This window comes from Motilimonas sp. 1_MG-2023, from assembly GCF_030547455.1.
GTDB lineage: Bacteria > Pseudomonadota > Gammaproteobacteria > Enterobacterales > CBDFNC01 > Motilimonas.
On the sequence record NZ_JAUOPX010000010.1, the window covers coordinates 65325 to 87354 of the forward strand.

At 43.3% G+C, this 22030-nt stretch carries 22 protein-coding genes; 13 read left to right on the forward strand and 9 right to left on the reverse strand.

Annotation, left to right across the window (positions count from 1 at the left end):
* Positions 1–3: 3 nt before the first annotated feature.
* From plsX to Q4519_RS07500, 12 genes are all read left to right on the forward strand, one after another.
* Positions 4–1032, forward strand: a complete 1029-nt coding sequence (plsX, locus tag Q4519_RS07445) for a phosphate acyltransferase PlsX (RefSeq protein ID WP_303511293.1) — start codon at positions 4–6, stop codon at positions 1030–1032.
* Positions 1033–1038: 6 nt separating this feature from the next.
* Entirely contained in the window at positions 1039–1998 is a 960-nt protein-coding gene (locus Q4519_RS07450; protein WP_232801270.1) for a beta-ketoacyl-ACP synthase III, read from the forward strand.
* Positions 1999–2010: 12 nt separating this feature from the next.
* Positions 2011–2952 carry an ACP S-malonyltransferase gene (gene fabD, locus Q4519_RS07455; protein ID WP_232801269.1) on the forward strand — a complete coding sequence of 314 codons (942 nt, stop codon included), beginning with the start codon at positions 2011–2013 and terminating at the stop codon, positions 2950–2952.
* Between the two features lie 3 nt (positions 2953–2955).
* A complete protein-coding gene (fabG, locus tag Q4519_RS07460; RefSeq protein ID WP_303511296.1) occupies positions 2956–3690 on the forward strand; it encodes a 3-oxoacyl-ACP reductase FabG in 735 nt (244 codons plus the stop codon).
* Positions 3691–3849: 159 nt separating this feature from the next.
* A complete protein-coding gene (gene acpP / locus Q4519_RS07465) occupies positions 3850–4086 on the forward strand; it encodes an acyl carrier protein (RefSeq protein ID WP_232801267.1) in 237 nt (78 codons plus the stop codon).
* Between the two features lie 94 nt (positions 4087–4180).
* Entirely contained in the window at positions 4181–5419 is a 1239-nt protein-coding gene (fabF, locus tag Q4519_RS07470) for a beta-ketoacyl-ACP synthase II (protein ID WP_232801266.1), read from the forward strand.
* 65 nt (positions 5420–5484) lie between these two features.
* Positions 5485–6291: an aminodeoxychorismate lyase gene (gene pabC, locus Q4519_RS07475; protein ID WP_303511298.1), complete on the forward strand. Its 807-nt coding sequence runs from the start codon at positions 5485–5487 to the stop codon at positions 6289–6291.
* The gene (gene mltG / locus Q4519_RS07480; RefSeq protein WP_232801264.1) at positions 6284–7285 is read left to right on the forward strand and encodes an endolytic transglycosylase MltG; all 1002 of its coding nucleotides are present in this window, start codon (positions 6284–6286) and stop codon (positions 7283–7285) included. The genes pabC and mltG overlap by 8 nt, the downstream gene beginning before the upstream one ends.
* A 4-nt stretch (positions 7286–7289) precedes the next feature.
* Positions 7290–7922 carry a dTMP kinase gene (tmk, locus tag Q4519_RS07485; RefSeq protein WP_232801263.1) on the forward strand — a complete coding sequence of 211 codons (633 nt, stop codon included), beginning with the start codon at positions 7290–7292 and terminating at the stop codon, positions 7920–7922.
* Complete coding sequence (holB, locus tag Q4519_RS07490) at positions 7919–8884, forward strand: DNA polymerase III subunit delta' (protein WP_303511299.1); 966 nt, start codon at positions 7919–7921, stop codon at positions 8882–8884. Before tmk ends, holB begins: the two co-directional genes overlap by 4 nt.
* Position 8885: 1 nt before the next feature.
* Complete coding sequence (locus tag Q4519_RS07495; protein ID WP_303511300.1) at positions 8886–9668, forward strand: TatD family hydrolase; 783 nt, start codon at positions 8886–8888, stop codon at positions 9666–9668.
* A gap of 28 nt (positions 9669–9696) precedes the next feature.
* Positions 9697–10305: a trimeric intracellular cation channel family protein gene (locus tag Q4519_RS07500; protein ID WP_232801369.1), complete on the forward strand. Its 609-nt coding sequence runs from the start codon at positions 9697–9699 to the stop codon at positions 10303–10305.
* A 96-nt stretch (positions 10306–10401) separates the two neighbouring features.
* Here Q4519_RS07500 and rsmF read toward each other — a convergent pair whose 3' ends face one another.
* The 4 genes from rsmF to Q4519_RS07520 are packed head-to-tail and all read right to left on the reverse strand — an operon-like array spanning position 10402 to position 15719.
* Positions 10402–11841, reverse strand: coding sequence for a 16S rRNA (cytosine(1407)-C(5))-methyltransferase RsmF (rsmF, locus tag Q4519_RS07505; RefSeq protein ID WP_303511301.1), 1440 nt, complete (start codon positions 11839–11841; stop codon positions 10402–10404).
* A gap of 39 nt (positions 11842–11880) precedes the next feature.
* Positions 11881–14511, reverse strand: a complete 2631-nt coding sequence (locus tag Q4519_RS07510) for an MlaD family protein (protein WP_303511302.1) — start codon at positions 14509–14511, stop codon at positions 11881–11883.
* The gene (locus Q4519_RS07515; RefSeq protein WP_232801258.1) at positions 14495–15112 is read right to left on the reverse strand and encodes a paraquat-inducible protein A; all 618 of its coding nucleotides are present in this window, start codon (positions 15110–15112) and stop codon (positions 14495–14497) included. The genes Q4519_RS07510 and Q4519_RS07515 overlap by 17 nt, the downstream gene beginning before the upstream one ends.
* The gene (locus tag Q4519_RS07520; protein WP_232801257.1) at positions 15099–15719 is read right to left on the reverse strand and encodes a paraquat-inducible protein A; all 621 of its coding nucleotides are present in this window, start codon (positions 15717–15719) and stop codon (positions 15099–15101) included. The genes Q4519_RS07515 and Q4519_RS07520 overlap by 14 nt, the downstream gene beginning before the upstream one ends.
* Before the next feature lie 124 nt (positions 15720–15843).
* Here Q4519_RS07520 and Q4519_RS07525 point away from each other — a divergent pair, with 124 nt between their 5' ends.
* On the forward strand, positions 15844–16143 hold the full coding sequence (locus tag Q4519_RS07525; RefSeq protein ID WP_232801256.1) for a YebG family protein: 300 nt from the start codon (positions 15844–15846) through the stop codon (positions 16141–16143).
* A gap of 15 nt (positions 16144–16158) precedes the next feature.
* On the opposite strand, the gene Q4519_RS07530 is transcribed toward Q4519_RS07525, so the two are convergent.
* From Q4519_RS07530 to Q4519_RS07550, 5 genes are all read right to left on the reverse strand, one after another.
* A complete protein-coding gene (locus Q4519_RS07530) occupies positions 16159–17097 on the reverse strand; it encodes a diguanylate cyclase (protein ID WP_303511303.1) in 939 nt (312 codons plus the stop codon).
* A gap of 135 nt (positions 17098–17232) precedes the next feature.
* Positions 17233–17472, reverse strand: a complete 240-nt coding sequence (locus Q4519_RS07535; protein WP_303511305.1) for a hypothetical protein — start codon at positions 17470–17472, stop codon at positions 17233–17235.
* A gap of 121 nt (positions 17473–17593) precedes the next feature.
* Positions 17594–19261, reverse strand: a complete 1668-nt coding sequence (asnB, locus tag Q4519_RS07540; RefSeq protein WP_232801253.1) for an asparagine synthase B — start codon at positions 19259–19261, stop codon at positions 17594–17596.
* A gap of 191 nt (positions 19262–19452) precedes the next feature.
* Positions 19453–21069, reverse strand: coding sequence for a cation:proton antiporter family protein (locus tag Q4519_RS07545; protein ID WP_232801252.1), 1617 nt, complete (start codon positions 21067–21069; stop codon positions 19453–19455).
* 109 nt (positions 21070–21178) lie between these two features.
* Positions 21179–21928 (reverse strand): HAD-IIA family hydrolase, encoded by a 750-nt coding sequence (locus Q4519_RS07550; RefSeq protein ID WP_232801251.1) that lies wholly within the window; start codon positions 21926–21928, stop codon positions 21179–21181.
* Positions 21929–22030: the final 102 nt, after the last annotated feature.

Genomic DNA, 22030 nt, shown 5'->3' on the forward strand with positions numbered 1-22030 from the left:
GCATTGCACGATCTGACGATCGCGCTAGATGCCATGGGGGGCGACTTCGGCCCCCAGGTTTCGGTGCCTGCAGCCCAGCAGGCACTAAATTTGTTTCCTCAATTGCATCTTATTTTAGTTGGTAACCTGGCTGAAATAGATCCTCTGATCCAACAATATCATCTGCTTCAACACCCAAGACTTAGGCTAATTCATGCTAGCGAAAACGTCGCTATGAATGATAAACCGTTACTTGCCCTGCGTGGTTTGAAAGACTCATCGATGCGTGTTGCGCTTAATTTGGTTAAATCAGGCGATGCTCAGGCATGTGTGAGTAGTGGCAACACTGGCGCTTTGATGGCGTTGTCGAAAACGATTTTAAAAGTATTACCTGGCATTGACAGGCCGGCACTTATTACTGCATTACCTAATATACAAGGTGGGCACACTTACTTGCTGGATTTAGGGGCAAATATCAGCTGTGATGCGGATACTTTATTTCAATTTGCTTTAATGGGCTCAGTACTTTCTGAAAAAGTCGAAGGACAGGCTTTTCCAAAAATTGCTTTGCTCAATGTTGGTGAAGAAGAAACGAAAGGTAACGATCAAGTAAAGCGTGCCGCACAGCTACTATCCGCTTGTTCACAAATTAATTACACGGGCTTTATAGAAGGTCATGATTTGTTCAGTGGTAAGGCCGATGTTATCGTCGCTGATGGTTTTGTCGGCAATGTCACCCTAAAAACCTGTGAAGGCTTAGCAAAACTCTTTAAACAACAGCTAATTTCGAGTATAAATCAGAATTGGTTTACCCGCTGTGTTGGGTTTTTATTAAAACCCTCTCTAAAGCCACAACTGGCTCATATGAATCCAGATCTATATAATGGCGCGAGTTTAATCGGCCTACGGGGCATAGTAATAAAAAGCCACGGCAGTGCGCAAAGCAAGGCTTTTTTAAATGCAATTAAAGCTGCCATTAAAGAAATTGAGCGACAGGTCCCGGCGCAAATAACGGATAAATTAGAAGCAGTACTACTAGAAAGAGATTCTTAATTCCTTATGTATACAAAAATTATTGGAACCGGAAGTTATTTGCCAACGTCTGTTCGCACTAACGAAGATTTAGAAAAAATGGTTGAAACCAGTGATGAGTGGATCACCGCTCGCACAGGGATTAAAGAACGTCGTATTGCCAGTGAACAAGAAACCGTGTCATACATGGCTTACAAGGCTGGCGAGCAAGCTTTAGCTGCTGCGGATATACCAGCCACCGATGTTGATTTGATCATTTTGGCGACCACATCAGCCAACAATGCTTTTCCTGCAGCTGCGTGTGAAGTTCAGGCCTTATTAGGTTTAACCAACATTCCAGCTTTTGATTTAGGAGCGGCCTGTGCCGGTTTTACCTACGCATTAAGTGTGGCCGATAACTTTATTCGTAGTGGCATGTACAAAACCGTATTGGTGATAGGTGCCGATGCCCTGTCTCATACTTGTGACCCTGAAGACCGTGGCACCATTATTCTGTTTGGTGATGGCGCAGGCGCAGCCGTTGCCCAAGCCAGTAACGAACAGGGCATATTGTCTACCCAGATCAATGCTGATGGGCGCTTTGGTGATTTATTAAAGTTGCCTAACCCCAAACGTGGCTTATCAGGCAGCGAGCTTGAGTCGTACATGTTTATGAAAGGCAATGACGTATTTAAAGTGGCGGTGACAAAGTTAAGTGAACTTGTCACTCAAACCCTTGAAGCGAACAATATAGATAAATCTGAATTAGATTGGTTAGTGCCTCATCAAGCTAACTATAGAATCATCAATGCGACGGCAAAAAAATTAAACATGCCTCTTGAGCGTGTGATTTTAACGCTAGAAAAACACGGTAATACCTCCGCTGCATCGGTGCCCATCGCATTAGATGAGGGGGTGCGTGACGGCCGTATTAAAGCGGGTGATTTAGTCTTATTAGAAGCCTTTGGCGGTGGTTTTGCCTGGGGCTCAGCACTGATTCGAATGTAGTAAGGAATAATAATGACCACTTTTACACTTGCATTTCCAGGCCAAGGCTCACAAAGCGTGGGTATGTTGGCAGAGTTGGCAGCAGAGTTTGCCACTGTTGAAGCCACATTTGCACAGGCCAGTGACGTATTAGGCTACGACCTTTGGCAATTGGTGCAACAAGGTCCAGTTGAAGAATTAAACAAGACTTTTAAAACCCAGCCTGCTTTATTAGCTGCATCGGTAGCTATTTGGCGAGTATGGCAAGAAAAGGGCGGTGCAGCGCCTGTGATTATGGCCGGTCATAGCTTAGGTGAATATTCAGCACTAGTGTGTGCTGGAGTGATTGAATTTAAAGATGCAATTAAACTGGTTGAACTGCGCGGTCAATTAATGCAACAAGCAGTGCCGGAGGGTGTTGGTGCAATGGCTGCGGTTATTGGCCTTGATGACCAAGGGATTGCCGATGCGTGTATTCAAGCTGCGCAAGATGAAGTTGTTTCGCCAGTAAACTTTAATTCACCCGGCCAAGTGGTGATTGCGGGTAATAAAGCTGCGGTAGAGCGTGCAGGCGTACTATGTAAAGAAGCGGGTGCAAAACGTGTACTGCCTTTACCTGTCAGTGTGCCATCGCACTGCGCATTAATGAAGCCAGCGGCGGATGAGCTGGCTAAAGCATTAAAAAATATTCAATTTAATACGCCTGTCATACCCGTGATTAATAATGTCGACGTGGCTCAAGAAACTAACCCAGAAGCAATCAAAGATGCCCTAGTGCGTCAGCTTTACTTGCCTGTGCGTTGGACTGAAATTGTTGAAACGATGGCTAAGCTTGATGTCACCTTAGAAATTGAAGCGGGTCCGGGTAAAGTATTATCAGGTTTAGTGAAAAGAATTAATAAAACCATCGCGGCACAAGCGATAAATGATGTTGCTGGCTTAAATGCAGCGCTAGCAGCGACGAACGAGGGATAAAAGATGAACTTTGAAGGCAAAATCGTACTGGTAACAGGAGCAAGCCGTGGTATTGGCCGCTCAGTTGCAGAGAGTTTTGTAGCTAAAGGTGCCACAGTAATAGGAACTGCTACCAGCGCAAACGGCGCAGCTGCTATTAGTGAATATTTGGGAGAAAGTGGCAGAGGCCTTGAGCTGAATGTGACCGACCCGGCTTCTATTGAGCAGCTGTTTGCTGGTATTAAAGCAAACTATGGCGATATCGATGTGTTGGTTAATAACGCTGGCATTACTCGTGATAATTTGATGATGCGCATGAAAGATGACGAGTGGCAAGATATAATCGACACTAACTTAACGTCTGTATTCCGCCTTAGTAAAGCAGTACTACGTGCCATGATGAAAAAACGCAATGGTCGTATTATTAGCATCGGCTCGGTGGTGGGTACGATGGGCAACGCGGGACAAGCGAATTACGCAGCGGCAAAAGCCGGTGTTATTGGCTTTACTAAGTCACTTGCTCGCGAAGTCGCGTCACGCGGTATTACCGTGAATGCAATTGCGCCAGGATTTATTGAAACTGACATGACAAAAGCCCTTAATGATGAACAAAGAGCGGCGATTTTAGGTCAAGTTCCAGCGGGTCGTTTAGGCGATCCGAAAGAGATTGCGGAAACTGTATGCTTTTTAGCGTCTGACAGTGCTGCATATATCACCGGCGAAACGTTACATGTTAACGGCGGGATGTATATGGTTTGATGCCATATTGTTAACGAGATGTGCTTTCGGCCTATTTTTTCGATAAAAATCACGAAAAAAATGGTTAGACCAGTCATCTCGGGGTTGAAACTTTCGAGCGATGGAATACACTATCGCGACTAACGCAATTAGCGTATTTTCTAAAGGAAAAAATTGATCATGAGTAATATTGAAGAACGCGTAAAAAAGATCATCATTGAGCAACTTGGTGTTAAAGAAGAAGAAGTGAAAAACGAATCTTCTTTCGTAGATGACTTAGGCGCAGATTCACTAGATACAGTTGAACTTGTTATGGCTCTTGAAGAAGAATTCGATACAGAGATCCCAGACGAAGAAGCTGAAAAAATTACTACAGTTCAAGCAGCTATCGATTACGTAGTGAACAACGCAGAATAATTGCAGCTTAACTTAAACAGTTAATTTTATGGGGCGGTCTTTTGACCGCCTTTTATTTATCTACTTATTTTATCTACCATCCGGAGATTTTGACGTGTCAAAGCGCAGAGTAGTTGTGACTGGTATGGGAATGTTATCCCCTGTCGGTAATTCAGTTGACGATTCTTGGCAAGCCTTGTTAGCGGGTAAAAGTGGTATCTCAAATATCGATCATTTTGATACCGAGGCTTATTCAACTAAATTCGCCGGCTTGATCCGAGACTTAAACGTTGAAGATTACATGAGCCGTAAAGATGCTCGTAAAATGGATTTATTTATCCAATACGGTGTCATTGCGGCCGAGCAAGCCTTCCAAGATAGCCAACTAGAAGTGAATGAGCAAAACGCTCGTAGAATTGGTGTGGCGATTGGTTCTGGAATAGGTGGCCTTGGTTTAATTGAGTCGAACGCTATTAACCTACAAAAATCGGGTCCACGTAAAATTAGCCCATTTTTTGTCCCTTCGACCATTATCAATATGGTATCAGGCCATGTCTCAATCAATAAAGGCTTGAAAGGGCCGAACATTGCTGTGACCACTGCTTGTACCACTGGCTCTCACTGTATTGGTTTAGCTGCGCGCATGATCCAATATGGCGACGCAGATGTGATGTTAGCAGGCGGCGCTGAAAAAGCCTCAACAGAATTAGGCATGGGTGGCTTTGGTGCGGCTAAGGCACTTTCTACTCGCAATGATGATCCAACTAAAGCCAGTCGCCCTTGGGATCAAGACCGTGATGGTTTTGTATTGGGAGACGGTGCGGGTGTTATCGTGTTAGAAGAATACGAGCATGCAGTAGCACGCGGCGCAAAAATTTACGCTGAATTAGTTGGTTTTGGTATGAGTGGGGACGCTTATCACATGACGTCGCCTCCCGCTGATGGCGAAGGTGCGGCGGCTGCGATGCAAAATGCCATTGAAGATGCCAAGATTGAAGCAAACCAAATTGGTTACATCAATGCTCACGGTACTTCAACACCTGCCGGTGACATTGCTGAAACGCAGGCAGTTAAATCTGTGTTTGGCGAGCACGCTCAATCTGTACTTGTTAGTTCAACCAAATCGATGACAGGTCATCTATTGGGGGCTGCGGGTGCGATAGAAGCGATCATTACGGTGTTAGCGTTGCGCGATCAAGTCGCGCCGCCAACCATCAATTTAGAAAACCCGTCTGAAGGTTGTGATTTAGACTACGTTGTGGGCGGTGCGCGTAAAGCGAACCTAGAATATGCCTTATCAAACTCGTTTGGTTTCGGTGGCACTAACGGGTCACTCATCTTTAAACGCGTTTAATGCCATAAAGGCCATTTTCTGGTATAAAGCCTGATAATTATTTATCAGGCTTTTTTGTATTTACTATGATGCTAATTAACGGCGAGCCCAATTGTCAGATATCGGCTGTTGATCGAGGCTTAGCTTACGGTGACGGCTTTTTTACCACGGCAAAAGTGGTACAAGGTAAAGTTGAGTTTTGGCGCGATCATGTCGAGCGTTTGATGTTGGCGAGTAAAAAGTTTGCTATTGAGTTACCAAGCTTGCTGACTTTATTTAGCGAAGTGCAAACGGCGATAGCTGAAGTGGAGCTAGGTTGCTTAAAAATCCTAATCACCCGCGGTGAAGGGGGCAGAGGCTACAGTGGTGTTGGTTGTGATAATCCGACACGGATCATCACCGTGACGCCATGGCCTGCCCAGTATCAACAGTGGCAAACAGAAGGAATTTCACTGACTTCTTGTCAATATCAACTCGGCTTAAATCCTCAACTTGCAGGCTACAAAACATTGAATCGTCTTGATCAGGTGTTAATCAAACAAGAGCTTGAATCTCTCGATGTGGATGATGTGATTGTTTGTGATGTGAATGGCCATGTAGTTGAGTCCAGTGCTGCTAACGTATTCTGGTTCGAACAGGGAACTCTTTATACTCCTGACTTATCTCAAGCCGGTGTCAATGGCGTGATGCGTAAGCAAGTGTTGCGCTGTGCTGAGCAACTTGAAATACCGGTTAATATTGTAAAGTTCAAACTTGAGCAATTAGCTCAAGTGGATAGCATGTTTATCACCAACGCGTTAATGGGTCTAGTGCCTATCAAGCAGTTTCAACAACGTGTCCTAACGGATTTCTCTTTGGTACAAAGACTTCAACAAGAAATAAAAGATGATTAAAAAAATATTTTTGCTGTTTCTCTTTTCATTATTGATTTGCGCAGGTGCTATTAGTTATTTATGGCATCAACTACAAAACTACCGAACCACTGCGGTGATCAAAGAAGATACTGTGTTCACTGTGCCCAGTGGTAGTCACTTTCGCCAATTAGAATCACAATTGGTGGCAGCAGGTATCATTAAGCCGAGCCCTTATTATGTCTGGTTAGGGCGCTTATATCCTGAGTTAACACCATTGAAGAGCGGGACCTATCACTTACAAGCAAATTGGACAATAGAGCAGGTATTACAACAGTTTGTTGATGGTAAAGAGTATCAGTTTAAATTGACTCTCATTGAGGGCAGTACTTATAAGCAATGGAAACAGCAAATTGAGCAAGTTGAAGGAGTCACTTTAACTGGGGTGCTTGATGATGAAGCCGCGCTCGCGAAAAAATTAGGCCTAGCGCAATCAAAACTAGAAGGCTTCTTACAGCCGCAAACCTATTTGTTTCCTTATCATGCAACAGATTTGGAAGTAATAGAGCGCGCTTATGCTGCGCAACAAAAAGACTTAGATGAAGCATGGCAAAATCGAGCTAAAAATTTACCTTTGAAGACACCTTATGAAGCGCTGATATTGGCTTCTATCATCGAAAAAGAAAGTGGCCATGCACCAGAGCGTAAAACCATTGCATCGGTGTTTATCAACCGTTTAAATGCCAACATGCGGTTACAGACTGACCCCACCGTTATTTATGGTATGGGCGATCGTTATGATGGCAATATCAGGCGAAAAGATTTGCGCGAAGCAACGCCCTATAACACCTATGTTATTGATGGTTTACCACCAACACCGATTGCCATGCCGGGTAAAGATGCGATAAATGCCGCATTGAATCCTGCGGATACGCCTTATTATTATTTTGTTAGTATGGGTAACGGCGAACATTATTTTTCGAAGAACTTGGCTGAGCACAACCGTGCGGTTAGAAAATACATATTAAAAAAGTGATCTTATGAACAGCGGTAAATTTATTGTAATTGAAGGACTCGAAGGTGCGGGTAAAAGCAGCGCAGTTGCAGGTGTTAAAGCTTGGCTTAGCGCCAATGGTGTGCAAGAAATTGTATGTACACGTGAGCCGGGTGGAACGCCATTAGCGGAAAAAATGCGTAGCATTGTTAAGGACAATACCGACGAAATCTTGAGTGACAAAGCTGAATTATTGTTGATGTACGCGGCACGGGTGCAATTGGTTGAGACAGTGATCAAACCGGCTTTAGCGCGAGGCGCTTATGTCATCGGTGACCGCCATGATTTATCCTCTCAGGCATACCAAGGTGGTGGTCGAGGTATTAATTTGGCGTTGATCCAGCAAATTAAAGGCGCAGTACTGGCTGACTTTCACCCTGATTTGACTTTGTATATGGATATTGACCCGGTTCAGGGTTTACAACGGGCAAGTGCCCGCGGGGAGTTAGATCGCATTGAACAACAAGCCATCGATTTTTTCCAACGTACCAGAGCGACATATTTAAGCTTAGTGGCACAAGACCCCCATGCTTATGTCATCGATGCCAGTCAAACCTTGCCAGAAGTTACCTTGCAAATTGAACAACAACTTACTCAGGTCGCAGAGCAAATATTGTGATATATCCTTGGCTTGAGGCTTTATCTCAGCAGCTATTTACGCAAGCGGACCAAGGCAAATTGCATCATGCTTTATTAATGTCTGGTATTGCTGGCTTAGGTAAGCATGATTTAGCGAAGGAGTTGGCACAGCGGTTATTGTGCGCGCAGCCACATCATTACGGTAGTTGTGGCGTTTGCCACAGTTGCCAATTGTTTTTGGCTGGGAATCACCCCGACTTTCATCAAATTAATGAAACTGAAAAAAGGCTGATTAGCATTGATACCGTGCGTCAGCTTAATAAAGTGGTTGCCGAACGTGCCCAGCAAGGTACCGCAAAAGTCGTGGTGTTTGATAATGCAGAAAGCTTTAACGAATCATCAGCTAATGCTTTATTAAAGACCTTAGAAGAGCCAACCGATAACAGTTACTTTATTCTACTTTGTGAAAGTGTTGGTCGGTTAATGCCGACGATCACCAGCCGCTGCCAGAAAATTTTGCTCCATGCCCCCAATGATTGTCTGCCATGGCTAACACAGCAAGGTTATCGTGATGTACCTGCGGGCTTAATTCAGCTTTATCAAGGTGCGCCATTAGCCGTATTGCAGGCGTTAAAACAGCAAAACGCTACAGAATACGAGCAAATCGCAGTCGAGTTTGATCAATTCATACAAGGCAAGAGTAGCAGTTTCCAGTTAGCCGACTTTATTAGTCAAGATCTTGATACCAGGATGAATTGGTTTTATTACTTGCTCCATGATATGCAAAAAGTGCAAGTTGGAGTGGCGAAGGATAAACTCATTTTTAGTAACTACCACACATTACTTGTTCGTTGTAGCCAACAATGGTCAGCTGTTACAGGCTATCATCTTGCGGAAGCGTGGCTAAAGCTGAAACAGCAATTTATCTCTCATTCAGGTTTGAAAAAAGACCTGTTACTTAGCCAATACTTTATCGACCTAAAAAATAAGCCCGGAGGTTAGTGTGCTTGTTGATTCCCATTGTCACCTCGACAAATTAGACTACGAAAATAAACACCTTGATGTCGCAGATGTAATAGCCAAAGCCAAACAGCGTGGTGTTAGCCATATGCTTGCAGTCGCGGTCGAGTTAGGTGAATTTGAAGCCCTTGAATCCTTGGTTGCCCCTTTTGATAACGTATTTCTCTCATGCGGTATCCACCCATTGCACCAAAATTCAGATCAAGATGAAGCCAAATTATTGCGTTACTGTCAGCAAGATAACGTGGTCGCCGTGGGTGAAACGGGCCTCGACTATTTTTATTCCCCCGATGATAAAGAGCAGCAACAAGCCTGTTTTCGTCGCCATATCCGCGTTGCAAGGCAAGTAAATAAGCCTTTGATCATTCATACCCGAGACGCACGAGAAGATACCTTAGCCATCTTGCAACAGGAAGGGGAAGGTCAAGTAACCGGTGTATTACATTGCTTTACGGAATCGCTAGCCATGGCTAAGGCCGCGATTGAAATGGGTTTTTATATTTCAATCTCAGGTATTGTTACTTTTAAAACCGCCAATGAGCTACGAGAAGTAGTAGAGCAACTACCACTTGATAGATTACTGGTAGAAACAGACTCGCCCTATTTGGCACCTGTGCCTTATCGCGGTGAACAAAACCAGCCTGGTCATACCCGTGCAGTCGCTGAATTTGTTGCGCAGCTAAAAGGGGTTACATTGGCAACCCTTGCAGAGCAAACCACGACTAACTTTTTCCGGTTGTTCAACACAGCAACCCCTACTGAGTGATCCACCTGCAATGGGGTAAGTGAATTTTATGCTTTACTTCTTTGGCTTACTGGCGGTATTTGTTTTTTCTGCCACTGGCGTGTTAGCCGCCAGTAAAAAGCGGGTTGATTTAGTCAGTGTGTTACTGACTGGCATGATCACCGCTCTTGGTGGTGGAACACTACGTGATTTGTTGATAGGCCAGCCGGTTTTCTGGCTTGTTGATGAAACTTATCTGTGGGTTGCCTTGCTCGGATCGCTGGTTACTTTCCTTAGCGAACCAAGCATGCGCAAACGCTACCATTGGGTGCTGTACTTAGATGGCTTAGGCATTGCTTTATTTGCCGTTCAAGCCATTGATAAAGTACAAGGTGTCGGATATTCAGCAGTAGTGGCGGTATTAATGTCAGTGATCACCGCTATTATGGGTGGGGTTATGCGTGATGTGATGACCGGCCATACTACCTTGTTATCGACGAAAGAGCTATATGCAACGCCCGTATTAGTGGGCAGTATTTGTTATGTCATTTTAAAAGAAACCAGCTTACCTCCAGGGCTACCTGCTGCGATTGGTTTTTTCGTGGTTGCCGTTTTCCGCTTTATTGCGATCCGATTTAATATTAGTTACCCAGAGCGTTTTATGATCGGTCCTCGGTAAAAAAGGGCTCGGGACAATTCCTACGTACCCGAGCTAGGGGAAGTTAAACTCTTTTTATGACAATTAAGATTAGTAGAAAAAGCGCGATCTGCGAGCTTAAAAGTCAAAAAGATGGTAATCACGTACCAGATCTCTTGGGTAACTATTTTTAATTCTGTTGTTTACCCACTTTCCTAAGCCTACCGGCGCACCGCGGTAGAGGAGGATAACTTCACCTTTGCCGAGTACCTGCTCCAAATGAATATCCCTACCCATGTAGTATTCTTTACATTGGTTAGCATTGAGCTCAAAGGTGTTTTTGTTAGCGATTTGGCCTATGACGAGCGCTAATTCGTGAGTAATACGAAAGCTCTTCTTAATCGCTTCAGCTAATTTTATGCCGACTCGGTCATACTTCATCTTGCCTTTAATACCCGAGAACGCTTTTGGGAAAAGCCAGTATTCGGCATCGCGTATGCAAACATCACCGATGAGTTGATCGGCATTTACGCCAAATTGACTATCAAGATAATTGAAAAAGTTTTCTGTTTTCTCTTTAGTTGCAAAGCTAAATGGAAACTTGCCGCGATGGCGGTTTTTCTCACTTGGTTGAGCCGATCCTAGTTTTCTGAAGCCAGCGACAAAGAAGCCTTCACTGTCAAACACTTGTGGCCAAACATGGAGATAACCTTCAGTGGTAGCAACGTTTGCGGCATCGGGAAATAAATTTGTCAGGGGCTGTACGGCGACGGCATCACCGAAGGTTTCAAATAGGTGTTGGCATACTTCCTGATTTTCACTCTGGTTTAAGGTGCAGGTAGAATACACTAGGGTGCCACCAGGTTTGAGAGCATAAAAAGCACTTTCTATTAGCGCTTTTTGTGTGTTGGCAATCTCTGAGACGGAGCTTTCGCTCCAGTTTTTCATTGCATTGTCATCTTTACGCACTGCGCCTTCACCTGAACAAGGAGCATCTAATAAAATAGCATCGACACTTTCTGTCAGCCAGCTACCAAACACGCGAGCGTCAAAGTGGGTAAGGGCAGTATTTTTAATACCACAGCGCATAAGATTACTGTGTAACACTTTAACTCGGCTAGAAGAAAACTCATTTGCAATCAACAAGCCTTGGTTATTCATTAATGCTGCTATTTGTGTCGTTTTAGAGCCGGGGGCCGCCGCTGCGTCAAGTACAACGGGATCAGCTGTCTCTGATTGCCATAAATGAAACAGCGCAGTCACAGGCATCATTGAGCTTGCTTCTTGAATATAAAATAGCCCTGCTAAATGTTCAGCACTATTGCCAAGGGGGACTGATTCATCTTCTCTGCTGATCCAAAAACCATGATCACACCAAGGAATGGGGCTAAGTTGCCATTGGTGCTCTAATGCGCGTTGCTTAAAGGCGTCAACACTAATTTTTAAGGTGTTAACTCGAATGCTTTTGCGTAATGGCTGATTACAAATTGCAACAAAGTCATCCATGGATAACTCATTAGGCATGATTTTGGCCATGCAAGATAAAAAAGTATCGGGTAAGAATATTTGATTTGCCACTGGTCGCCCCTCATAGATAGAGGCGACATATTATCATGATTAACGTGGAATTTTAGGCTGCCAATCAAGCCATTTTTGTTTAAATTCTTGCTCTAGACTGAATCGCTGACCGATTTTAGCTTTAGCTTGAATTTTTCCATCGGGGGTAGCAAACGAAATACCACCACGAATAATAGCTTCTAAAGACTCTGCTTTTAGACTTGCGCCTGTTATGCCGACATCCATGTTAAACCCAGAAGCCTGCCAAAATACGGAATTGTTTCTAACCAAGTGTTGGTATTGTGGCTCAATATTGATACTTATCTCGACTTGATCGCCTGCACTGGCAACCGTGAATTCAGTGACTTCACCGACTTGAATTTGCCTGAAATAGACAGGGCTGCCCAAACTGAGGGAGCCAGCTCTTGGCGCGGTTAAGGTTAGGCTCAAGCCCTTTTGTTCGCGAGACAGTAATGGCGCTTGTTGGCCTGCGGTAAAACTAGTTTGCGCTTTACCTGAGCCGGGTAGGGCTTCAATATAAGGGCCTGCTAGCACAGTGTCCAAATTTTCAGCGCCCGCTAACGAAACCTTAGCATTGACTAACCAATACTGACTGCCTTGACGTCGAAAGCGATCAGCAAAATCTTGTTTTATTTTGACTTTTGCTTGTACGTTGTCATTTCTTTCATTTAAATTCAGGCTTTCCACTGCGCCAATGACAATGCCCTTGTAACGCACTTGAGTTCCAGGCTTAACATTATCGGCACGTGCAAAACTGAGATAAATATTGTAATTGACTTGAGTCGCGGCCTCAAAACTGGAAAACAGAGGGAAGTGTCCGTCTACCTTAGGTGTTGCCGTTGTTTTATTGTCAAAGGCAATACCGCCTGCTGCTATCGCTAGCAGGGAATCGGTTTTTATTTCGAGCCCAGACAAGCCCCCCTTGATATCAATGCCACTGACATCCCAGAAAAAGCTATTTTTTGTGATTAAATGTCGATACTGGCCCGCAATCTCCAGCTCAATGGCCACCTTTCCCGTAGCGGTTAAGTCATAATGACTGACTTCACCGACGGGGAGTTTACGAAAATATACGGGTGAGCCTAACGTAACTGAACTCATTTTGTCGCTAATGACGGTAACCTTAAGGGGTCTTGCAAATGCAGCACTGCCAAGCTCAGCCAACGCGCGGTCGGGATATAGTCGATATTGGGATAGGGGATTACCTTTGGTTTTATTATCGGGGTTATACAGGCTTATCCCCCCTTTAAGTAAGCTAGGTAGAGGCTCAGCACTTAGCTCCATGCCTTTTAATGAGGCCTTCAGAGAGATGCCTCCTGTTTTGTAAAAGCGGGTATTGCCAGCGATGAGGTGCTGAAAACTTGGTTCAACGGTCAGTGTGATAGTCACGCCATCTGCTTTTTCATTGAGTGTAATGTTTTGTATTTGACCAACAGAAACGCGTCGATAATAAACAGCATCACCTGGCTCTATGCCACTGGCATCATCGGCAAACAGTTCAACGCGCATCGCCGTGTCAGAAACGTTTTTATTATCAGACACAACAAAAGTCCGCATCGGGTTACCATTTGCAGGCTCAAAGGCAATAAAATCCCCTTTGATTAAGTTACTTAAGTTTTCTACTCCGGCCATAGTGAGTTTTGCTTTTTCGAGCCAAAACCGTGTATTTTCACTAAGTTGCTCTCTAAACATAGGTTCAATTACGGCATTGGCAACAAATAACCCTTGCTCTTCATCCAACTCTATTTGAGTGATTTTACCAGCCTTAAAACCCTTATAAACAATAGGCGTACCGACATTGATACCATCAATGGACGTTAATTTGAGTTGGATTTTTGCACCACGTCCTGCTGCCTCGATATCGTCATAAAATTTGAATAAGAAATTAGAAGGTGCTTTATTTCCCTCGATAGGGGAGTCAAATGCGATAGCGCCAGAAATAATAGAGGCTAAACTCTCAGTATGGACCTTTATTCCCGACAACGAGAAGTCTGCATTGATGCCACTGACATTCCAGAAGCGAGAGTTTTGCTTGACTAAGTCGGCGTATTTGACATCAATATTAAGTTGTATTTCAACTTCTTGTGCATCGCGTACTAAACGGAAATTATAAACTTCGCCGACCTGAATTTTTTTATAGTAAACCGGAGAGCCAATAGAGACACTCCCCATATCTTGTGCCAACAGTTTAACCGTTAAACCTCGTTCTGGTTGGCTCAATGGTTGTTCATCAGCGGCAATAAAACTATCGGATGGCTCACCAACGCCAGGGCGCATGTTAATATAACTGCCGGTAAACAAGGTATCTAACCCCGAGATACCACTTAACGATGCTTTAGCAGACACGAGCCAAAACTTGGTATCTGATTTAAGCATATGAGCGGCTTGGTGCTCGATTTCTGCAATCACATAAACACCGGAAACATCCTCGTCTAGTTTGATATCGGTTACTTTACCTATATCGACACCTTGATACTTAATTCGTGTTTTGCCAACTAAAATACCATTGGCATTTTCAAAGTGAATACGGATCTCAGAAGCGGCATTAGACATATGCTGAAATAATAACCAACCACCGAGCACTAAAGCCAAGATGGGTAAAAACCAAATTGCTGAAAGGTTTCGTTTATTACTCACTACGGGGGCTGTCGGCTCAATTTGTCCAGTCATTATCTTTTTCCAAATCCCACATTAAACGCGTATCAAAACTTTTTGCCGCTAACAAGGTTAATACGACCACTGATGCAAAGGCTGTTGCGCCTGGGCCTGGCACAATAACTAACAACTGTCCTTTGTCGATAACCGCGACCATGATTGAAATAACAAAGAGGTCTAGCATAGACCAGCGGCCGACCCAATCAATAAACTTAAACATAATAAAACGCATTTTGTGGCTCATGCTTAACTGCAATTGCAAAGAAAGCAAAATAAACCCCATGCCGAGAATTTTAGCTATAGGGACAACAATAGATGCGACAAAAACAATAATGGCAATACCTGCGCTGCCACTGTTAATCAGTGCGATAACACCAGACATAATGGTGTCAGGGGTTTCATTGCCTTGGCTAATCAATATCGTGATAGGCATGAAATTAGCCGGAAAAATAAAAATACAAGCTGTGATTAAATATGCCCATGTTTTTTGCAAACTATTTGTTTGTCGCATGGTTAGCGTTGCATTACATCTTGGACATTGGCTATTTTCTTGAAAAGAGCAAACTAGTGCACATTCCCCGCAACGTACTAACCCTGCGTCTTTAGCTGATTGCATCTATAGGTACCTTTTGCCAGTAACTGCTAGCATCAAAAAAAGACAAGATTAGGCTGTTAATGATCATTAGCAGACTAAAACACACTAATCCAACCCCTAACTCTATATCTGCGAGATCAACAAGTTTAATTAGCGCGACAAGGAAAGAAACTAAGTACACTTCTAGCATTGACCAGTGCGTCAAAAAATCTGTCCATTTTAATAGTTTTTTTAACCACTGAGTTTGGATGTTAAAACTAATAATGAAACTCGCACAGCAAAGAGATAACAACATTAAAAAAGGAGCGATAGTCGAACAAATAAAAATTAATAACGCGACGAAGTAGTTGCCCTCATGAAATATTTTAAGTGTAGCTTGTAGTAGGCTAGCTGTTTCTGTACTGCCTATCATAGTCATCGATAAAAGTGGATATAGATTGGCAGGCAATAGCAAAATTAACGCTGTTAAAGTTAATGCTAGCATGCTCATAGGCGAGCAGATGGAGTTAAAATATAAACGACTACCACAGCGTGGGCAGGTGGCGATTTGACCTAGCTGTAACGGTTGCTTAACCTGTAATAAATCACAATGCTCGCAAGCGATTAAGGTTTCATTATACTTATTCATTACCATCAAAATCATTTCATTTTAGATAAAGTATATCGAAACTGTGAGCACAAAACGAATTAAATGCTTGGCGATAAATAGAGATAATGATACTGTATAAAAAAACAGTTAATGGAGAAAACCTGTGGCCGTTGTCATTAAGTATATAGTTGAACGAAATGGTGAAGAAAAGATGACCTTTACGAGCAAAAAAGAAGCGGATGCCTACGATAAAATGCTTGATACTGCTGATCAGTTGTCAAGTTTTCTCGCCACTGGGCCGATTGCGCTTGATGATACTCAGCTTGAAGAATTAGGTCTCTTTTTAGCCGCGAATAAAAACGATGTAATGAATGTGCTCAAAGGTGGTAAGGCTGTTAGCGAAAAAAAACCTAAAGCGACATCCGCTAAAAAATTGCAACTTGCTGACGATCCTGCCGCATAGTTTTCCCTATTAAGTTTAGTTACTTTGGTAGATGGCATGTTGCGCTCTTCCTGCTGTTTTTGCTTGATATAGAGCTTGATCGGCGTAGGATAAAAAGTCGTTACAGTCAATTGGTGTCTCAGCTAAATAGCTGAATATGCCTACGCTGACAGATACCAAGCTCTCTGGACCTATACTCATGTGAGGGATTGCTAGGTCTCGTATTAATTGATTAATGCGCTTAGCGACTTCTATTGCGCCTTTTTGATTCGTACTCGGTAAGATAATGCAAAACTCCTCTCCGCCATAGCGACTGACTGAGTCAGTACTACGTTTGCATGCCTGAGTCAGTGTTTGAGCAATCTTTTTTAAGCAATCATCTCCTTCAAGGTGGCCGTAATAGTCGTTAAACTTTTTAAAATGATCGACATCAATCAGTAAAACACTCACGGCTACCTTATCACGAAAAGCGCGTGCAAGCTCAAGGGGGAGAGCATGATCGAGATAACGGCGATTAGCTATCCCGGTTAAGCCATCACTTAAACTCATTTTTTTTAATTCAATATTGGCTTGTTCTAATTGAGTCGTTGTATTAATTAATTGCATGCGCATTTTGGCAATGCGCTCCATTGCTTGCAGTTTCGCACTCAGCACTAAAGGATCAACAGGTTTAGTTAAATAGTCGTCACCTCCCGCGTTAATTCCTTCCATTAAATCTTCTGGACTCGTTTTACCGCTAAGAAAAATAATCGGTACCCAAGGCTCTTCAGAAGCACGGATCTGTTTTGCTACTTCGTAGCCATCAATGCCCGGCATCATGACATCAAGCAAAATCAAATCAGGTTGTTCTGATAAGAATGCTGCCACGCCTTCCTCGCCAGAAGAGACGATTATTAATTTATGCAAGGCGTGATCTAAAAAGGAGCCAATAACCATTTGTTCAATTTTAGAATCATCAATCAGCAGTATTTTCATAAATGCTATCGTAAGACTTGAGATAAATTAATTGTATGCAAAAGTAGTACAATAGGTGAATGTAATATGAACTAGTGACTTATGAATATCTAGGAGTGAGAGCTTGCTCGCACTCGTCCTTTGAACTGAAGCTGACTAAGGGAAAAAAGTAAGGCTAATAAAGCGAAAAATAACCGCCAGTAGTAGAAAAACAACCCCTGAGCGAATGAATTTGTATTCAGCGATAGTGAGATCATCGACTTGATTAAAAAATATTTTAACAGGGGCGAAGTAATCAGATTTTCTTCGGCTGTAAGTAATGTAGCCAATTAACACAAGTACTACACCAAATAAAAGCGCAACAGGCTCAGCTATTGTTAATATTTCAGTCCACATAAAATCTCCTTTTTATACATGTTAATTTAGTATCTTATGCTTAGCTATTAGCGGAAAGTCTAAACAAAAAAAGAGCCGTAGGCTCTTTTTTAATCATTAACAATAGTGATGAGCTACAAGATTATTTTTTGTAAGCGTCATTGTGTACGCCAGCCGCACGACCAGAAGGATCAGCATTATTTTGAAATGACTCATCCCAAAGCAGTGCTTCTGGTGTAGAACAAGCAACCGACTTACCATGAGGCACACATTGTGCTGCAGACTCAAGGGGGAAGTGCTCTTCAAAGATACTGCGATAGTAGTAAGCTTCTTTAGTATCTGGCGTATTGATTGGGAATCTAAATTCCGCACTGGCTAATTGTTGATCGGTTACTTGAGTGGCAATGAACTCTTTTAAGCTGTCAATCCAGTTGTAGCCAACACCGTCAGAGAACTGTTCTTTTTGACGCCATAATACTTCATCTAATAGCTTGCCATCAAAGGCTTCGCGTAGAATGTTTTTCTCGATACGGCCATCTTTGATCATTTTAAGCTCTGGGTTGGTGCGCATTGCCACATCCATGAACTCTTTATCTAAGAAAGGTACGCGCGCTTCAATTCCCCATGCTGCCATGGATTTGTTGGCACGTAGGCAGTCGAACATATGCAGCTTATCGAGTTTACGGTTAAGCTCTTCGTGAAATTCTTGTGCGTTTGGCGCCTTATGGAAATACAAGTAGCCGCCAAAAATTTCATCAGCCCCTTCACCTGACAACACCATTTTAATCCCCATGGCTTTGATCTTACGTGCCATCAAGTACATTGGAGTGGATGCACGTATTGTCGTTACATCATAGGTTTCTAAGTGGTAGATCACTTCACGTAGCGCATCGATACCGTTTTGTACCGTAAAGATGATAGGGTGGTGAATAGTACCAATCGAATCCGCCACTTTTTGCGCGGCTGCAAGATCGGGTGAGCCTTCAAGACCGACAGAGAAAGAGTGCAGTTGTGGCCACCAAGCAGCAGACTTATCATCATCTTCAACTCGCTGTTTAGCAAAGCGTTGAGTGATTGCAGAGATCACAGATGAATCTAAACCGCCTGATAACAGTACGCCGTAAGGAACATCACACATTAGCTGACGTTTTACCGATTCTTCTAATGCTTGGCCAATTTCTGCAGCGCTACCACCATTGTCCTTAACCCCTTCATAGGTCATCCAATCACGTTGATAATAACGTGTCAGTTTACCATCTTCGCTATCAAGGTAGTGTCCTGGTGGAAATTCTTGCACTTTTGCACAAACTGGCGTTAACGCTTTCATTTCAGAGGCAACGTAAAAGTTACCGTGTACGTCCCAGCCCATGTAAAGCGGGATAATACCGATGTGATCGCGACCGATCAGGTATTTGTCTTTTTTCTCATCGTATAGACAGAATGCGAAGATACCATTAAGGTCGTCTAAAAATGCGTTGCCTTTTTCTTCGTATAAACCAAGAATAACTTCACAGTCAGACTTTGTTTTAAACTGGTAACCACAAGTAAGCTTAGCTGCTAAGTCTTTATGGTTATAAATTTCGCCGTTCACTGCGAGAATGTGTGTGTTGTCTTGGTTATATAAAGGCTGCGCACCTGTATTAACGTCAACAATAGACAAACGTTCGTGCACTAAAATCGCTTTGTCACTGGCGTAAACGCCTGACCAATCAGGGCCTCTATGACGGAGCAGTTTAGACATTTGAATCGCTTGCTCACGCAGTGCAACCGCATCACTTTTGATGTCGAGAATACCGAAAATCGAACACATAGACTTCCCTTCTTATCAGTCTTTGAGCCTATTAATATATGGCTCGGTTACTACACATTTGCATCAAGCAAAGAAAATAGACATAGGTAATGCCACTTTATTGCCAGTTATATTTTTGATTCATGGTTTTAACAAATATCCAACACAAAGTCACTGCCCAATTAAGCGCGCAATGACTTTGTGCAACAGATTTAAATATCGATACGACTGGCTACTGGGGTTGTCATGCTCTGCATTTCGCTGCAAACATGACGCGCAAATCCTGCCCCGGCTTCATCATACATATTAAACACCGCATTAACGCCTAAGCCTTTTAATTCCTCAATGTCTTCGGCAAAGCGGGCAATGGCCGCAATTTTCATACTGCAGTTACGATTGCGTAGCTGAATAGCAGCATAGTGATTACCATTATGATCGGGCATTGCAAGTAGAATCAGATTAATTTGGTCTGTGATCTCGAGTTTATTCCAAAAATCCGAGTCCATTGCGTCGCCTGTAATGACGCGTCTGCCTAGTTCTCGGTGCTTAATGGTTTTTTCATGGCTGTTATCTATGCCTAATACGGTATCGCCAAACACTTCTTTTAACTCGTCATAAGCACCGGTTCCGATACGGCCCATGCCCATGACTAAGACTTTTGCGTCACCAACACGGATCGGTCTATCTTCAACATGTAAGCGCAAATGCTGGAAACGCTTTAACCGAGGAGACAGTTTTTGATAAATAGCGTCACTGCTTTTATTCAGTACTGATGCCAAGATAAAACTAAAGGATAGGGCAATGGCTGTCACGATGAGCCAATCGTTGCTGAGCCAGCCTTTGCTCGCCGCTAACGCCGCTACAATTAAGCCGAATTCACTGTAGTTGGCGAGGGAAAACGAGCCCAGAAGTGAGGTGCGCGCACGTAACTTGAACAGGTTGAAACAAAAGAAATATAAAATGGTTTTTAACGGTAATAGCAATACGAGTAACGCAGCAATAATCAAATGATCGCCAGTAGGTAGGCCGTTTAAGCCAATATTTAAAAAGAAACAGACTAAGAACAGCTCTTTTAAATTGAACAATGACTTGGCCATGCCACCCGCACTTGGATGCGCGGCAACGAGCATGCCGGCGATGAGTGCGCCCAAGTCGGCTTTCATTCCTACCATTTCAAACAGGCCCGCGCCAATAACGAGGGCAAGGAAAAAACCGTACAATACAAGTAGCTCACCATGGCCCACTTTATCCATTACCTTAAACAGTAAAGGCCGCAGGAAGGGCAATAATAGCAAGCCTAAGGCATAGTATTCGGGTAATTTTCCGGTAGAAAACGTTAAAAACAGTACAGCAAAAATATCTTGCATGATCAGTACACCAATGGCGATACGACCATAAAGGGAGTTCATTTCACTTTTTTCTTCGAGAATTTTTACTGCAAATACGGTACTGGAAAAGCTCAACGCAAACGCGACAATGAAAAAGCCATTACTGTCTAAGCTTTCCACTAAGCCGAGCCCCAGGAATTTCAATAAAAACAGCGCGCCAGCAAAAAACAATACTGAGCCAGTGATATGTAAGGATGCCGCGCCCCACACCTCACTTTTAAACAAGGTACGTATATCAAGCTTAAGGCCAATAGAAAATAACAGCAGTGTCACACCAAGGTCAGCAATGGTAGAGAGGCCTTCAGAAGACTCAAACCCCATGGCATTTAGCACAAAGCCAGCTAATAAAAAGCCGACCATAGGGGGAAGTCCAATGGCATTTATCGCCATGCCACTAGCAAAAGCGATTCCGATTAGGGTAATTAGGGTGCTGGGTTCCATGATAATTATATTTCTTATGTTGTGGTGTACAGGGGGTTGATAAAGCGATAATCAATACCTGTATTATCGCTTAGAGTCAATAGAGTCGCACTCAGGCATTAGGCTCGAGTTATAAAAAATCGATGTCTTGGATCGAGTTAACTATATAGTTTGGCTTAAATGGTACCTTGTCAATATCTGCCCGAGTACTCACACCAGAAAGCACTAATATCGTTTCTAGACCAGCTTGAAAGCCCATTAAAATATCGGTGCGCAAGTTATCCCCTATGATGCAAGTATCTTGGGAATGGGCACCAATTTTATTTAAAGCCGCACGAATGATCCAAGTGCTGGGTTTACCGACATAAAAGGGCTCCTTGCCGGTCATCCGCTCGATGGGCGCACATAACGCACCGCACGCTGGGCTCATGCTCGGGCCATGGGTGTCTGGATTGGTCGCAATAAAACGGGCCCCATCAGCAACAAAGCGGGCCGCCTTTTGGATCATGCTCCAGTTATAGCTGGTGGTTTCGCCGACAATGACAAAATCGGGATTAATATCGGTAATGGTAAAGCCTGCTTTATACAGCTCGTGGGTCAGGGCGCCTTCACCAATCACAAATGCTTTATTGCCTTCTTGGCGTTCCATAAAAGCTGCCGTCGCCATAGCCGAAGTGTAGAAATATTCCGGTGGTACATTAATGCCAGCGGATTTAAACCGATTATGTAGATCATTTTCGGTCATGGCTGGATAGTTAGTTAAAATAACCAGCTTGTTGCCTTGTTCAATCATTCGGTGAATAAATGTATCGGCACCAGGGATCAAAGAATTGTTATGAAGTAAAACGCCGTCGATATCGCAAATAATGCTTTTTTGCATGCTCTGTTCCATGATGAAATAAATACTAATTAATAGTAACCAGTTAAAAATATTATGTATAGATACAATTGCCTGTGTTCAACTTTTGCTAGAAGAGCAAGT